Origin of the sequence: Nonomuraea sp. NPDC050790 (assembly GCF_044456745.1) — a bacterium.
Lineage (GTDB): Bacteria > Actinomycetota > Actinomycetes > Streptosporangiales > Streptosporangiaceae > Nonomuraea.
In genome coordinates this window covers 391,633-405,696 of sequence record NZ_JBITGF010000002.1, presented here as the reverse complement: position 1 = coordinate 405,696, position 14,064 = coordinate 391,633, and the positions used below count along the sequence as shown (strand labels likewise).

Below are 14,064 nucleotides of genomic sequence, written 5' to 3'. Positions count from 1 at the left end.
CGGTAGGGGGGTATGACGTTGCCATGGGTGACGAGAGGACGGGGTCACGTGAACGGATACACCGAGAACAAGCAGGAGCATCTGCGCCGGCTGCGCAGGATCGAGGGCCAGGCCAGAGGGCTGCAGCGGATGATCGAGGACGACAAGTACTGCATCGACATCCTCACCCAGGTCTCCGCCACGACCAGCGCGCTGCAGTCGTTCGCCCTGGTGCTCCTGGAGGAGCACATGGCGCACTGCGTCGCCGAGGCCACCCAGAAGGGCGGGGAGGAGGCCCAGCTCAAGGTCAAGGAGGCGGCCGATGCGATCGCCCGCCTCGTGCGCTCCTGAGGGCTAGGACAGGGGCGGGAGCCGTTCCGAGTAGAGCCAGGACATGAAGAAGGCGTCCAGCGGCTCGGGGGCGTAGCGGGCGGCGAGTTCGGTGAAGCGGCCGGTGCTGACGGTGCCGTGGCGGTAGCCGTCGGCCCACTCGCGCAGCACCGAGCGGAACGCCGGTTCGCCGAGCACCCCGCGCAGCGCGTGCAGCGTGAGCGCGCCGCGCTTGTAGACCCGGTCGTCGAACAGCCGCTTCGGCCCCGGATCGGCGAGCACCAGGTCGGCGGGGAGCGCCCTGAGCGCCGCGTGCCAGCGCCGCGCGTGCGCGGCCGCGCGCTCGCCGCCCGACTCCTCCGACCACAGCCACTCGGCGTACGCGGCGAAGCCCTCGTGCAGCCAGATGTCGCGCCAGTGGGCCAGCGTCAGGCTGTTGCCGAACCACTGGTGGGCCAGCTCGTGCGCCACCAGCCGCTCCTCGGCGAGCTGGCTCGGCCCGAAGATCGACATGCCCTGGGCCTCGACGGGGATCTCCAGGTCGTCCTCGGTCACCACCACCGCGTACTCCGCGAACGGGTAGGGGCCGAACCACTCCGTGAAGACCCGCATCATCCGGTCCTGCCGCGCCAGCGCCCGCCGCGCCCGCAACGCCGCCGACGGCGGCGCGGCCAGCCGCTGCGGCACCTCACCCGGCAGGTCGCCGAGCTGGTAGCGGCCGATCTGCACGGTCGCGAGGTAGGAGGCCATCGGCACCGCCTCGTGGTAGACCCACGTCGTGCGCGAGCCCGCCCGCCGCGTCGAGGTGAGCCGCCCGTTGCACACCACCGTGTACGGCGTGGCCGTCGTCACCGCGATCTGGTAGGTCGCCTTGTCCGAAGGCCGGTCGTTGCAGGGGAACCAGGACGACGCGCCGATCGGCTGGCTGGCCACGAGCGCGCCGTCCTCCAGTTGCTCCCAGCCGAGCCCGCCCCACGGGCTGGGCACCGGCCTGGGGTTGCCCGAGTAGCGCACCTCCACGGTGAACTCGCGCCCCTCGGGCAGCCGCCCGCCGGGGCTCAGCCGGAGCTTGCCCCCGCTGTGCGCGAACCGGCAGCGCGTGCCGTTGACCAGCGCCTGCGAGACGTGCATCGGCCCGAGGTCGAGCCGTACCTGCTCCAGCGGCTCGGCCGCGACGGCGTCGAGCTTGGCCACGCCGGCGAGCCGGTTGGGCCCCGGCCGGTAGTCGAGAGCCAGGTCGTAGTGCCGGACGGAGTACCCGTCGTCGCCACGGTCGGGGAAGTACCGCACAATCCTCCGTCGATCACGCTGCCTGATGCCACGCGGCGACAGGGTTGCCGTACCACCGGGTCCGCGCGGGCAGCGACTCGCCGCGCATCACCAGCGAGGCGGGGCCGATCGTGGTGTTGCTCCCGACCTTGGCCGCGGGCAGCACCACCCCGTGCGGGCCGAGCGTGGAACCCTCAGCCAGCTCGACTGTATCGATGCTCATCACCCGATCGTGGAACAGGTGGGTCTGAAGCACGCAGCCGCGGTTGACCGAGGCGCCGTCGCCCAGGGTGACCAGGTCGATCTCGGGCAGCCAGTAGGTCTCGCACCACACGCCCCTGCCGATCCTGGCGCCCAGGGCACGCAGCCAGGCGTTCAGCGCCGCCGTACCCAGCCATGGGGTGGCGAACCAGGGCGCGGCGAGCACCTCGACGAAGTTGTCCGCCAGCTCGTTGCGCCAGACGAACGCGCTCCACAGCGGCCGGTCGCCGGCCCTGATCCGGCCCATGAGCGCCCACTTGGCCACCACGGACACCCCCGCCGCGGCGAACCCCGCCACCGCCAGCACCACTCCGCCGAGCAGCACCGCGGCGACGGGATGGAGCTCGGCCGCGATCGTGACCAGCGCGGTGACCACGAGCACCGCCAGCGCGGCCGTCACGATCGCCGGGACCACCCGGCAGACCTCCACGAGCGCCCGCGCCACCTTCAGGCGCGCGGGCGGGTCATAGGTACGCCCGGTGTCACCGCTCTGGGCGGTTCTGCGCAGCTTGACGGGCGGCATCCCGAGATAGGACGAACCCGCCTTGGCCTTCTTCGGCGCCGCCGACAGCACGCCGACCAGCCCGTCCTTGGGCACCTTGCGGCCGGGCGCGGTCATGCCCGAGTTGCCGACGAACGCCCGCTTGCCGATACGCACCCGGTCCAGGCGCATCCAGCCGCCGGACAGCTCGTAGGGGGCGACCTTGGTGTCGTCGGCCAGGAACGCGCCGTCGCCGACCTCGGTCATCGAGGGCAGCGCGAGCACCGTGGACAGCTCCACGTCGCGGCCCACCTTCATGCCGAGCGCGCGCAGCCACATCGGGGTGAGCGCGCTGGCGTACAGGGGGAACAGCCACACCCTGGCCATCGACATGAGGCGCTCGGTGGCCCAGGCCTGCCACGCCGTACGGCTGTGCACCGGGTGGCTGCCCGCGGTCAGCCCGATCGAGAGCAGCCGGACCGCCACGAGCAGCAGCAGCGCCATGCTGACCAGCGAGACGACGGTCGCCGCCGCGATCCCGGCCCGGCCGAGCACGGCGATCCCCGGCAGCGCGGCCAGCAGCGGGATCAGGCTGAACCCCATCGCGGACACCCCGTAGGCCACGCTCCAGCGCCGGTATCTGCGGGGCGCGGGCGCCTTGGGCGCGAGCTTTCCCTTCCGTACGGCCGGCGCCCCCGCCCACCGCTGCCCGGCGGGAACCTCGCCACCCACCGACGAGCCGGGGGCGATCTGGGCGTTCTTCCCGATCCGCGCGCCCGGCAGCACGATCGACCTGGCGCCGACGGTCGCGCCGGCCCCGATCCTGATCTCGCCGACCCTGAACAGGTCGCCGTCCAGCCAGTAGCCGGTGAGGTCCACCTCGGGCTCGATGGCCGCGGCCCTGCCGAGCTTCAGCATGCCGGTGATGGGCGGCATCGTGTGCAGGTCGGCGTCCTCGCCCACCTGGGCGCCCAGCGCCCGCGCGTAATAGGTGATCAGGGGCGCGGAGGCGAGTCCCGCCACGCCCAGGCCCGCCGCCAGTTGCTCGGCGAACCAGACCCTCAGGTGGGTGGCGCCGCCGCGCGCGTACGCTCCCGGCCTGAGTCCGCGCAGGACCAGCCGGGCCGCGCCCGCCGCCAGCGACAGGCGGCCGAACGGCGTCAGGAACAGCAGCGCGCCTACGGCCACCCACCACCAGCTCACCGTGAGGACGTTCGTCAGGTTGCCCACCGCGAACGCGCCGACCACCCACGGCATCGCGCGCACGGTCAGCAGCGGCAGCATCAGCGCCGTCTGGATGAATGCCGCCCGGCGCGGCATCGGCCGCACGACCCGCGTGCTCTCCTCGACCGGCTGCTCCAGCTCTTCGAGCCGGTCGGCCAGCCCGCTGAGGGTCGGACGGTCGTAGAGGTCGGCCACGACGACGGCCGGATACCGGTCGCGCAGCGTGGAGACCAGGCGCGCCGCGGCCAGGCTGGTGCCGCCCAGGGTGAAGAAGTCGGCCTGGGGCCCGCCGGCCCGCTGGCCGAGGACGTCCTGCCACTGCTCGGCCAGCCACGCCTGGAGGCCGTCGAGCTCGGCCGGTTCCTCGTCGTCGTCGTGGTCCAGCGGCCAGGGCAGCGCGTCGCGGTCGATCTTCCCCGACGTACGCGTGGGCAGCTCGTCGATGATCGCCAGCCGCGGCACCAGGGCGGCGGGCAACACGGCTTCGAGCCGCGCCCGCGCATCCCCTATTTCGCCATTTGTCACGATATAGCCGACGAGAAGCTGGTGTCCGGAGGCCGTCGTCTTGACCGCCGCCGCCGCGCCGGTGACCCCGGGCAACGCCTGAAGGGCGGCGTCCACCTCTCCCAGCTCGATCCGCCGCCCGCCCAGCTTGACCTGCTCGTCGGCCCGCCCGACGAACAGCAGCCCCTCGGGATCGGCCACCACCAGGTCACCGCTCCGGTACGCGCGCTCCCAGCCGAGCGACTCCAGCGGCGCGTACTTCTCCCTGTCCTTGTCCGCGTCCAGATACCGGGCCAGCCCCACGCCCCCGATGACCAGCTCGCCCGTCTCCCCCATCGCGACCGGCGTGCCCGTCTGGTCCACGACGGCCAGATCCCACCCGCGCAGGGGCAGCCCGATCCGCACCGGCTCGCCCCTGACCAGCGGCGCCGCGCACGCGACCACGGTGGCCTCGGTGGGTCCGTAGGTGTTCCAGACCTCCCGATCGGGCGTGCTCAGCCGGTCAGCCAGCTCCGGCGGGCACGCCTCGCCGCCGAAGATCAGCAGCCGCACGCCGTCCAGCGTCTCGACCGGCCACAAAGCCGCCAGCGTGGGTACGGTCGACACCACCGTGATCCCGCGCTCCACCAGCCACGGCCCGAGATCCATCCCGGTCCGCACCAGGGCCCGGGGCGCCGGAACCAGGCAGGCCCCGTTGCGCCAGGCCAGCCACATCTCCTCACACGAGGCGTCGAACGCGACCGACAACCCCGCCAGCACCCGATCCCCCGGCCCAAGCTCGAGAAAGAGCTCGTGCTCCGCGTCCACGAAGGCGGCCGCGCTGCGATGGCTGACCGCCACGCCCTTGGGCTTGCCCGTGGACCCGGAGGTGAAGATGATCCAGGCGTCGTCCTCCGGCATCGGCGGCCGCGCCATGGCCTCGGCCGTACGCCTGCTCACGATCCCCTGAGCGCCGATCACCGCCGCGACGCCGGCCTCCCCGAAGACCAGCTCGGCCCGCTCCTCGGGGTCGTCCGCGTCCACCGGCACATACGCCGCCCCCGCCGCCAGCACGGCCAGGATGGCCACATACAGCTCGTTCGACCCCGAAGGCACCCGGACCCCGACCCGCTCCCCCGGCCCGATCCCCATCTCACCCAGGGTTCCGGCCAGGTGCGCCACCTCCTTGGTCAGCCGGGCGTAGTCGAGGACGGTGACACCGTCGTCGAGCGCCGGCGCGTCGGGGTGGGCGGCGGCGCTCTCGTGGAGGATGTCCACGAGAGTCCTGGCCGCGGTACTCCCGGCGGCGGAAGGAAAGACGGCGTTCTGCGGAATCACGGCAATGGCCACCAAGGCTCACCTCATGCGTCGACAGTGCGGGCCCCGGTACGTGACCTCACGCGCTCGGTTGGCGGGTCGCAGCCCGTAGCGACGCTCCCCACGCCGCCGAGCCTTCAACGATCCCAGACAACCCAGATATTTCCCAATCTGAGGGGGTTGTCGCACTTTTACCGGTCATTCGCCAGTCATTAATCAGCCTGACCAGGCCCAACACCGCCCACTGCCGCGCCCCCTCCACCAGGACCCCGCAGCCCCCGCAAATGACCGCTACACGCCCGCCTGAGCATCACGCACCCGCCTTGGCCGTACGCGCCCGCGCTCCTGTCGCCAGTGGTCGCTACGCGCGCACGCACGCGTCTCAGCGCGGGCGTCACCACGCGCACCCCTCACACCGTCCCTCGCGGGCGCATGCCTCTCACCTTGGCCGTCACGCGCCCGCGCTCCCGCCCCCAGTCCGACCCGCAGGGCCGCTCGGACGTGAGCACCGAGGGCCGTTCAGCCCTGCTTGAGGCGGAGTGCCTCCTTGCGAGCCTCAGCCTGGATGGACCGCTCCCGCTCCAGCCACTCCGGGTTCTCCGCCCGCAGTGCCTCGATCTCCGCGGTGGTGAGCGGCTCGGTCACGCCACCCCGGGTGAGCCCGGAGATGGACACCCCGAGCCGCGCCGCCACAACCTGCTTGGGATGCGGCCCGTTACGCCGCAGATCGGCAAGCCAGGCAGGCGGCTTGGACTGCAACTCGTTCAGCTCGTCCCTGGAGACGACGCCCTCCTGGAACTCGGCAGGAGTGGCCGAGAGCAGGACACCCAGCTTCTTGGCCGCGGTCGCGGGCTTCATCGTCTGGGCGGTCTTCGGCTTGGACGGGCTCATGCCCCAAGCGTAGTCACTCCCAACCCGGCCTCCCGCCATAGGTACGCTGGCCAGGTGACCGATGGGGAGAACGACAACGGGTTCCGCCTGGCATACGTACCAGGGGTGACCCCCGCGAAGTGGGCCGGCATCTGGACCGAGAGAAAACCAGACGTCCCCCTGACATTGCTCCAGGTCCCCGCCCCAGAAGCGATCTCCCTGCTGAGGAACGGCACCGCCGACGCCGCCTTCGTCCGCCTACCGGTGGACCGAGAAGCCCTGAGCGTGATCCCCCTCTACGTGGAGACCACGGTGGTAGTGATCCCCAAGGACCACGCAGCAGCCGCCGTCGACGAACTGACCATCTCCGACCTGTCCGACGAAGAGCTCCTCCACCCGCTCGACGACACCCTGACCTGGCCCGTACTCCCCGGCGAACCCGCCTTCACCCGCCCGCCCACCACAGCCGAGGCGATAGAACTGGTGGCCGCCGGCACAGGCGTCCTGGTCGTCCCCCAGTCCCTGGCCCGCCTGCACCACCGCAAGGACCTCACCTACCGCCCAGTCCAGGACGCCCCTCAGTCCCAGATCGGCCTGGCCTGGCTGACAGAGGCCACAACCGACCTGATGGACGACTTCATCGGCATAGTCCGCGGCCGAACGGTGAACAGCACACGCGGCCGCACCCCCGCCCCAGCGGAAAAACAACAAAGGCGCAAACCCCAAAAACCACCCCGCACCACCCAGAAACCCCGCCGCCCCCGCTGAGCCCGGATCACATCAGCCCGACACCGACTCCCACAGGCCCGGAACGTGCCGCCAACACCATGATCAATGGCACGCGAATGGCACGAAAGCCCCGCAGCATGATCGCTGTGGGGCTCGAAAGTGCAGGTGGACCTTATGAGGCGTTACTCGAAACGTCTCGACCTGCTCGAACAGCTCAACGAGGCATTGCGGCGGCTTGGCGAGAAGCCGCGCACGGATCTTGAAGACACTCTCACCGTCTCTCCGCCGGACCCAGCCCAAGGTAACTGGTGCATGAAGGACCGGTTCACGGATGAGGAGATCCAGGCTCTAGTGGAGCGGTTCCAGGCCGGAACGCCTAAGGGTGTTCTGGCTAAGGAGTACGGAATCAGCCTGAGCAGTGTGAAGCGGCTGCTACGGAAGCATGGTGCGAAGCGCACCAACCAGGACTGAGGCCACAGGCTTCGGCTCTATTGTCCCCTGGTCTACTACATGACTAGGGGACAATTTCAATTCTCTTATTCTGCATTGATAATTAGTTTCAGGTATATGACATACTGAAATTAGCAATCAGGTTGAGGAGGATGGCCATGGATGACCAGATGATAGCACTAATATTTACGTTTATGGTTGGGCTCGGCGTCGGCTCGGGCATTGCGCAGTACATGTTCGAACGGGCATATAGGAAGAAGCACCCTGGAGAAAGCCTACCGAAGCTATAGTTTACTACCTGCCAAATTTAGCACCCAAATAGGCCGCCCCTAGAGCAATTAGAGCCGTCAGGGCATAGTATCCACCGCGCTTGAGAAAGGTGGTGAAGTGATCACGGTCCACCTGGTCAATTACCTGCTTGAGCGCCTTGCGATTTTGGTAATCAGAAAGAAGTTGAATAATTACCTCGGACACCTTGGTGCGCAACGCATGGGACTCATCAAGTGCACTGCAGATCAACTTACTTATTTGTTCACTAGTATCAAGCTTCTTCTCAAGATTTACGACGCGACCAGTTAATTCGTCGACTGTAGTAGACTTCGCGAGTTCATCGATATTGAAATCTTGCAAAGATCGCTTTGATTCCGCCACCGCCTAGTCTCCTTGGCCCCTGCGGTTTTCCGATGGCGGCTTGAGTAGATTTTCTCCGGGAGTTAGTAGGGCATGTGAGCCATTCTGCTCGATGTATAGACGCCTATTGTCGGCTTTTAAAAGAGCTGCCATTGCAAACTTCAGAGCGGATTCATAGTCCTTAAATCCCCATAGCTCGACTAGTGCGTTCAGTGCGGCGAAATCGCCGTTATCAAACTTGAACTCGCCGGTTTCGGAAGTTACAGCTCCAGGCTTGATGGCCATAATAATCCCTACTTATATACTGATTCTATCAGTAGCAGTTTTCTGCAACAACACATCATCAAGCCTTCTTACTGGTAAAGCTAAGGGAGGAGCCAGAGAGGCGATTGCAACAGTGACACCAAAGACGTGAGTCCGGCGTGCGTCCTCCGCTTAATGCCCATACCCAATCTTTCAATTTTGAGAAGTCTTGTCTGTGAGCTCCAAGAACCAGGCATCCTCGCTTGCCTAAGAAGATGCCTTAGTCCTTGGGCGAAAAATATAAGCGGCCAGGATTGCTATCAGAACAAGCAGAAGTTCGATCGCAAAACTTCGATGAGTCAATAGCCAAGCCGCTGTGGCCAAGATTGCGAGAAAGGAGAATCCAAACCGAGCTATCTTTGGATCTGAGGCTCCAAGCAAATCAGGGCGAGGATTGCGGTACTCTTGGATGATATGGATCACTTCTAGCGGCAAGTAGATGAAGAGGAGTGAAAATGGATCGCTAGGTCCATACGGTCCCATGGCGACCGCAAAGGCCACACTCAACAGGAACACAATTCCTAATCGCCAAATGGCGCGGTGGACAACAGAGAAGAAGTTTTTGAGAGTATGCATGAGTTAATAATAACAGAGTGAATGGCCAAGGATGCCTATGTGAAGCACCCTTGGCCCTTATTGCTAACAGCGCTCAAACCATACACGGATGTGGTTGTAGTAGGGAGCGCTCACCATATAGTTGAGATTTCCGCTGGCAAGGGCGGCGGCCCGATCAAGGGTTACCGATATGCCACCAGGAGGAATCGTGATGCCCATGCACAGGTTCCGAAGCACTGCATCTTTGGCCATGTCGTTGGCCCAGTGGCCACCGACTATCCCGGCTATGCCAGCGGCGGCCTTGATCTTGGTTGGCGTCAGTGCTGAAACAGCGACTTCGCTAAAGGTCAGAGCCTTACCGGTAGCTGCTAGCCCCATAGTTCCACTACTCAGACCCGCGACGGTGAGTATCGTATTCCACGTACCGTCCCTATTGAGCCGGATCTCCAGACCGTTCGGCCCGGTGTAGTAACGACCCCACATGAAGTAAGTCGGTTTGCCGTCGGGCTGGATGGGGATTTGCCGGCTGACGATTTGCTGATATGCCCAGTCTGAACCGGGCGGAACGGCATGTGCCGGAGTACTGAAGAGGCCGATGGCCAGCGTAAGAACACTGGCGAGAACGAGGCCGAAACTACGGCGGAGCATTGCGCCTCCCAAGCGCTATGAAGCTACGGAGCGTCCAGTTGGAGGCTCACGCCGTATTTTGAACTAATTGTGGATATTTGCAAACTTAAGCACTTTTAGCCGATTAACGTGTAGGCACTAATAAACACTTCTCCAGTGCGTGCAGCATGTTGGCGCTTGCGGCGGAGCAGGTCCTGCAAGTCGATGCGACCGTCAATAACAGCGCTGAGGTCGGAGCCATCCATCAAGATCATTACTGGCCGGGCATGCGAGTAGACTGCTATAGCCGTATCCTGGTATCCGTTCATGGACAAGAACAGGCCTAGTGTATTGTCAAGCTTACGCTCGACCTTACCTTTGAACGCATCCATGGCTGCTACCGCCGTCTTCTCTTCCTGCCATTTGGCTTCGAGAAGAAATTCGCCTTCAAAGGTAAACGCCCCATCGATCTGCTCGCCACTAACCTTGAATGGAGCCTTCGCGTCGATGTCGAATAGGGCGAAGAGTCCGTTAAGAAACTTCTCCAACGCATACCCGCGTGGTTGTGCAGGCAGGGTAACGATCTCATAGAAGAGCTGCCTCAGCTCTTCTAGCTTCTCGGCAAAGGCACGCTGCATCTCTGCTTGAGCCCGGTCCATGGTGCGCCGACGTTCAGCTTCTTCCTCTTCGTTACGGAGGCGTCTATAAGGTTCCACTTGCTTTCGCAGAGTGTCTAATGCGTCAACGGCCTCCGCGTATCGGGTCTTGCCATCTTCTAGTCTTTTTAGATGTGCAGGATCAGTGATGTCGGCTGTGGCAAGGATGAGATTAAGTAGGTCATCGAAGTGACGATGCTGGTCTGCGGCCAAGCTATCAACAAGGTGGGCAACAATAGAGCGCTTATAGTCCGTCCAGTCAAGGTGCCCTACCACTTCGCCCCGACCAAGGCATGAACTGAGAAATGCCCGAAGATCCTTCTTGTACCAAAATGCCAGCGCAAGCGCCTCTTTTAAAGGATGCAGAATTGCGGGGCTGACACGTTTGGTACCCATATCGGTCATTATAGCTAGATATTGATCCCATGCCAGGGTCACAAATGCCTTACGCGAGGACGTTACGCGCAAATCGCCCGCAGACTCTGGGCTCTGTCTATCTCAGCAGTCCGAAACTGTCGGTAAGGGACAGCAATTATTGATATTGAGATGGACGGCCACCAAGAACTGCCTCGTAGCGTTGGACGATCCGGCGAGCGGCAGTAGAGGCGGCGGCGGCTGGGCATAATGCCCAGATCCAGTGACCGGTACGGCGAGAGACCTCACCGGTCCACCAGCGGAAGTGCCAGCCGTACGACCCGCACTCCACCCAGATGAGCAGCCGCAGTTGAATGGACACGAGGGCGATGCCGTACCCCTCGTGGACGGTGGCAGGCAGGCCGTGGACGTCGAGGGCGTGAACGAGCCGACGGGCAGACAGGCGGGCGGGCGAGCTGACGGCGGCTCGGGTGCCGGTCATGGCGCGACCGCCTGAGTCTGGTTCCCGAGCCGGGCCCAGACGACCTTGCCGCCGGTTGTGGGCCGGTGATAGCCCCAGGAGTCGGAGAACCAATCGACGAGGAAGAGGCCGCGACCACCGAGGTCATCAAAGCCGGCGGTGGTCAGTCGGGGCGGACGGCGGCTACCGTCCCAGACTTCCACAACCACACCATCGCCTGCAGGGTAGAGCCCGATCCAGATACAGGAGGTGTCATCGACCCCAGCGAATAGCCCGTAACGCTCTATGTCCTGCTCAGTCGGCAGGTGAAGACCGCTGGCCTTGACGGCGTTGGTGACGAGCTCGGAGGCGATGAGCTGAGCGGAACTCGTGAGGTCGCGACGGCCAAGATCGGCCAGGACTCGTTCGACGTGGGAGCGGGCGAACGACGGCGCGACGGGGTGGATGGCCAGCTCAGCGTAGTAACGCAGGGTAATCACGGGTGAGGTCTCGATTCGGAGGAAGCGCAGCACCTCGCCGGTACGCCCGGTGTGGCGGTGAGACCGGCTCAGCGAACGGTGGGCGGACATACCTGCCAGCGTTGACGCGTGGGGTGTCTGCGGTTATGCGCCCTCTGGCTTCACACCATGTAGGAGATGCATAACTCCCAGGCGGGAGGGCCGGTAGCGTCGCTAGACTGGCTACACGCAGGTAAGTGGCATCGGCACAAGGGCGACCATGAACGTGCTTCCCCCGGAACGTGACTGTCCCCAGTGCGGGGTGCGACTGGCCCGGGACAACGCGACGCGGCTGTGCGGGGCCTGCCAAGCCAAGGGGCGGGGTGCGTTGTTGAGTCCGCTGGAAGTGCCCGCGTGGTTTTGGGACGCGGGGCCGATGCGGGCAGCACTGGCGGCACGGCACATGGGCAAGGTGGTGCGGGCCTATCGCACCCACCTCTACCACGGCAAAGTCATCTCGCAGGCGACGGCGGCCAGCTGGCTGTACCTGACCCAGTCGCAACTGAGCCGCATCGAGAGCGGCCCGCCTGTCCAGGATATGGACCGGTGTATTCAATGGGCGCATACCCTGCGGATTCCGGCTGACCTACTCTGGTTTGCGCTACCGGGGGAAGAGAAGGCCGAGGATCATGAACGCCCTACTGTTGCGCACCTCGCCGAGGATGGATTCCCGGGCGAGGAGATGAGCGAGTTGTTGCGGCGGATGTTTCTCAAGCGCGGGCTGGCCGCCATTACGTTGCCTGCTATGGGGCTCGAAGAACTAGCGCACATTGTGGCGGCTCTCGACAATGCCCGGCGCTACAGCGACTTGGAAGTGGTGGGCCATTTTCAAATACAGCTGGCGACCTGTGCGGCTAAAGACCGGGAACGGGGGCCGAAGCAGAGTATTCCGCTCGTGCTGGGCCTGATGGCTGCGATTGAGCATATGGCGCGGGAGGCCCAGCCCGCGGTGCGCCGGGCGCTGTTGCAAACGGGAGCGCATGCGGCCGAATTTGCGGGCTGGTTGTACCGCGACATTGCCGTGCCGGAGATGGCCGGATACTGGCGAGACCGGGCGGTGGAGTGGGCCCAGGCGGCAGGCGATTTCCCGATGCAAGGGTATGTCTTGCTCAAGAAGAGTCAGGCGGCTTGGGACGGGCGCGATGCTTTGCGCATGCTGACGCTGGCGGAAGCCGCGCAAGCGGGGCCGTGGTCACTCCCCCTACGAGTACGAGCGGAAGCAACTCAGCAGGAGGCACGAGGGCACGCCATGCTGAGCGGAGATCTGGCAGTCATTGAGTCGAAGCTGAGCGAAGCGCGAGAGCTGCTGGCCGAGGATACGGAAGCCACGGGAATAGCCGCCCACTATGACGAAGCACTGTTTGGGCTGCAATGCGCTATCTGCTACTGCGAAGCGCAAGAGCCGGCCAGAGCGTTGGAGTTGTACGAAGAATGGCTGTCGCCGGATGCCTTCTCGCGGCGGGACTACGGCTACTTTTTGGCACTTAAGAGTGAAACGCTGGCGAGTGCCGGGGCACCGGATGCGGCGGCTAGCACGGGCCTGGAAGCCCTGAGATTGGCGCGGGAGACGACTTCAGCACGGACGCATCAAGAGGTACTACGGTTGGTTGAACAGCTCCGCCCGTGGCGAGACCGGGAGCGTGTACGGGAGCTGGCGCACGCCGTGCTGGCTTAGCTAAGCCAATCGGCTACGGCTTGAATGACTGAGGCTTGCCAGGCTTGCGTTTGCGGATTGGCATACTGCGGGTCGTCATGGACGGCGATGCCGTGTTGGGCGCCGTCGATTTCCAGCAACTTGGCTTCACCGCCAAAGAGCGGTATGGCGTCCCGAGATGATTGCACGGGAATGAAGGTGTCGCCGGTGCCGTGGATCACGAGAGTCGGCGCGGTGACGTGGCCGAGCTGGCGGCGTGGCTGGAGATAGAAGACCTCGTTGAGGAGTGGTCGGCCGAGCTTAAAGGTGGGCGAATGGGCCATGAAGCCTTGCGCGGCCAACTCGCGTCCGGCGTCCGCGTCGATATGGTCGGCGTGCCAGTAGGGCTTATCGTCAATGAAGCGTCGTTTGTAATTGAGCAAGGGGTTGAACAGCACCAGCCGGTTCACGGCTTCCGGGGACTGGGAGGCGTAGAAGGCGGTGATGCCACCGCCGAAGCTGGCACCGATGAGGTTGACGAGCTGGCTGCCGGTTTCGGCACAGACATGCTCGACGGCGGCACGGATGTCGTTGGCCACGCCGGAGATGGTCAGGTCTTCTTGTCGGCCCTGGCTCTGGCCATGGGCACGGAAGTCGAAGCGCAGCGACGGCAACCCAGCGTTGGCCAGGCCCAGGGCGAGCCGCGTGAAGAAGCCACCTTCTTCGCGGGTGACGCCGCCACCGTGGACTAGCACGGTGGCGTGGCCGCGTACCTCGGTGGGTGCGACGAGGGTGCCATGGAGCTGGAGGCCGTCGAGGGAGCGGAAGACGGTGGAGCGGCTTTCAGGGATCATGGATACCAGGATAGATGGAAATGACTACAGTGCTACATGCAACCCATAGCTCTTTTAGTCCATTCGAATTGTCCCCGTGAATCTATTAACCTTCGCCGCCCA

General features: G+C 64.9%; 15 protein-coding genes. 4 read left to right on the top strand and 11 right to left on the bottom strand.

Annotated features, from left to right (window positions below; translation table 11 throughout):
- Nucleotides 1-48: 48 nt before the first annotated feature.
- Nucleotides 49-330 (top strand): metal-sensitive transcriptional regulator, encoded by a 282-nt coding sequence (locus tag ACIBEJ_RS10340; protein WP_397182353.1) that lies wholly within the window; start codon nt 49-51, stop codon nt 328-330.
- Between the two features lie 3 nt (nt 331-333).
- On the opposite strand, the gene ACIBEJ_RS10335 is transcribed toward ACIBEJ_RS10340, so the two are convergent.
- The 3 genes from ACIBEJ_RS10335 to ACIBEJ_RS10325 all read right to left on the bottom strand — a co-directional run bounded on the left by ACIBEJ_RS10335 (nt 334) and on the right by ACIBEJ_RS10325 (nt 6,235).
- Nucleotides 334-1,599 carry a M1 family metallopeptidase gene (locus ACIBEJ_RS10335; protein WP_397182352.1) on the bottom strand — a complete coding sequence of 422 codons (1,266 nt, stop codon included), beginning with the start codon at nt 1,597-1,599 and terminating at the stop codon, nt 334-336.
- A 13-nt stretch (nt 1,600-1,612) separates the two neighbouring features.
- A complete protein-coding gene (locus ACIBEJ_RS10330) occupies nt 1,613-5,377 on the bottom strand; it encodes a Pls/PosA family non-ribosomal peptide synthetase (protein WP_397182351.1) in 3,765 nt (1,254 codons plus the stop codon).
- 486 nt (nt 5,378-5,863) lie between these two features.
- Nucleotides 5,864-6,235, bottom strand: a complete 372-nt coding sequence (locus tag ACIBEJ_RS10325) for a DUF5997 family protein (RefSeq protein ID WP_397182350.1) — start codon at nt 6,233-6,235, stop codon at nt 5,864-5,866.
- A gap of 54 nt (nt 6,236-6,289) precedes the next feature.
- Here ACIBEJ_RS10325 and ACIBEJ_RS10320 point away from each other — a divergent pair, with 54 nt between their 5' ends.
- Both ACIBEJ_RS10320 and ACIBEJ_RS10315 read left to right on the top strand, forming a co-directional pair.
- The gene (locus ACIBEJ_RS10320) at nt 6,290-6,982 is read left to right on the top strand and encodes a LysR family substrate-binding domain-containing protein (protein ID WP_397182349.1); all 693 of its coding nucleotides are present in this window, start codon (nt 6,290-6,292) and stop codon (nt 6,980-6,982) included.
- A 135-nt stretch (nt 6,983-7,117) separates the two neighbouring features.
- Complete coding sequence (locus tag ACIBEJ_RS10315) at nt 7,118-7,414, top strand: helix-turn-helix domain-containing protein (RefSeq protein WP_397182348.1); 297 nt, start codon at nt 7,118-7,120, stop codon at nt 7,412-7,414.
- A 273-nt stretch (nt 7,415-7,687) separates the two neighbouring features.
- On the opposite strand, the gene ACIBEJ_RS10310 is transcribed toward ACIBEJ_RS10315, so the two are convergent.
- The 7 genes from ACIBEJ_RS10310 to ACIBEJ_RS10280 form a co-directional block, all read right to left on the bottom strand.
- Nucleotides 7,688-8,044 carry a hypothetical protein gene (locus ACIBEJ_RS10310; protein WP_397182347.1) on the bottom strand — a complete coding sequence of 119 codons (357 nt, stop codon included), beginning with the start codon at nt 8,042-8,044 and terminating at the stop codon, nt 7,688-7,690.
- 3 nt (nt 8,045-8,047) lie between these two features.
- The gene (locus ACIBEJ_RS10305) at nt 8,048-8,308 is read right to left on the bottom strand and encodes a hypothetical protein (protein ID WP_397182346.1); all 261 of its coding nucleotides are present in this window, start codon (nt 8,306-8,308) and stop codon (nt 8,048-8,050) included.
- Nucleotides 8,309-8,533: 225 nt separating this feature from the next.
- Complete coding sequence (locus ACIBEJ_RS10300) at nt 8,534-8,902, bottom strand: hypothetical protein (RefSeq protein ID WP_397182345.1); 369 nt, start codon at nt 8,900-8,902, stop codon at nt 8,534-8,536.
- Between the two features lie 63 nt (nt 8,903-8,965).
- Nucleotides 8,966-9,529, bottom strand: coding sequence for a hypothetical protein (locus tag ACIBEJ_RS10295; RefSeq protein ID WP_397182344.1), 564 nt, complete (start codon nt 9,527-9,529; stop codon nt 8,966-8,968).
- Between the two features lie 95 nt (nt 9,530-9,624).
- Nucleotides 9,625-10,539, bottom strand: coding sequence for a hypothetical protein (locus ACIBEJ_RS10290; protein WP_397182343.1), 915 nt, complete (start codon nt 10,537-10,539; stop codon nt 9,625-9,627).
- Nucleotides 10,540-10,675: 136 nt separating this feature from the next.
- On the bottom strand, nt 10,676-10,999 hold the full coding sequence (locus tag ACIBEJ_RS10285; RefSeq protein WP_397182342.1) for a hypothetical protein: 324 nt from the start codon (nt 10,997-10,999) through the stop codon (nt 10,676-10,678).
- The gene (locus ACIBEJ_RS10280; RefSeq protein WP_397182341.1) at nt 10,996-11,547 is read right to left on the bottom strand and encodes an ATP-binding protein; all 552 of its coding nucleotides are present in this window, start codon (nt 11,545-11,547) and stop codon (nt 10,996-10,998) included. Before ACIBEJ_RS10280 ends, ACIBEJ_RS10285 begins: the two co-directional genes overlap by 4 nt.
- Nucleotides 11,548-11,878: 331 nt before the next feature.
- Between ACIBEJ_RS10280 and ACIBEJ_RS10275 the strand changes: the two genes are divergently transcribed.
- Nucleotides 11,879-13,150: an XRE family transcriptional regulator gene (locus ACIBEJ_RS10275; RefSeq protein ID WP_397182340.1), complete on the top strand. Its 1,272-nt coding sequence runs from the start codon at nt 11,879-11,881 to the stop codon at nt 13,148-13,150.
- Here ACIBEJ_RS10275 and ACIBEJ_RS10270 read toward each other — a convergent pair.
- Nucleotides 13,147-13,962, bottom strand: coding sequence for an alpha/beta hydrolase (locus ACIBEJ_RS10270; protein WP_397182339.1), 816 nt, complete (start codon nt 13,960-13,962; stop codon nt 13,147-13,149). The genes ACIBEJ_RS10275 and ACIBEJ_RS10270 overlap by 4 nt on opposite strands.
- Between the last annotated feature and the right edge of the window lie 102 nt (nt 13,963-14,064).

Excerpts from the sequence above, each read along its gene's own strand:
- ACIBEJ_RS10325 (WP_397182350.1), bottom strand. The coding sequence starts at position 6,235 with ATGAGCCCGTCCAAGCCGAAGACCGCCCAGACGATGAAGCCCGCGACC.
- ACIBEJ_RS10315 (WP_397182348.1), top strand. The coding sequence starts at position 7,118 with ATGAGGCGTTACTCGAAACGTCTCGACCTGCTCGAACAGCTCAACGAG.
- ACIBEJ_RS10305 (WP_397182346.1), bottom strand. The coding sequence starts at position 8,308 with ATGGCCATCAAGCCTGGAGCTGTAACTTCCGAAACCGGCGAGTTCAAG.
- ACIBEJ_RS10300 (WP_397182345.1), bottom strand. The coding sequence starts at position 8,902 with ATGCATACTCTCAAAAACTTCTTCTCTGTTGTCCACCGCGCCATTTGG.
- ACIBEJ_RS10295 (WP_397182344.1), bottom strand. The coding sequence starts at position 9,529 with ATGCTCCGCCGTAGTTTCGGCCTCGTTCTCGCCAGTGTTCTTACGCTG.
- ACIBEJ_RS10290 (WP_397182343.1), bottom strand. The coding sequence starts at position 10,539 with ATGGGTACCAAACGTGTCAGCCCCGCAATTCTGCATCCTTTAAAAGAG.
- ACIBEJ_RS10285 (WP_397182342.1), bottom strand. The coding sequence starts at position 10,999 with ATGACCGGCACCCGAGCCGCCGTCAGCTCGCCCGCCCGCCTGTCTGCC.
- ACIBEJ_RS10280 (WP_397182341.1), bottom strand. The coding sequence starts at position 11,547 with ATGTCCGCCCACCGTTCGCTGAGCCGGTCTCACCGCCACACCGGGCGT.
- ACIBEJ_RS10275 (WP_397182340.1), top strand. The coding sequence starts at position 11,879 with ATGGGCAAGGTGGTGCGGGCCTATCGCACCCACCTCTACCACGGCAAA.
- ACIBEJ_RS10270 (WP_397182339.1), bottom strand. The coding sequence starts at position 13,962 with ATGATCCCTGAAAGCCGCTCCACCGTCTTCCGCTCCCTCGACGGCCTC.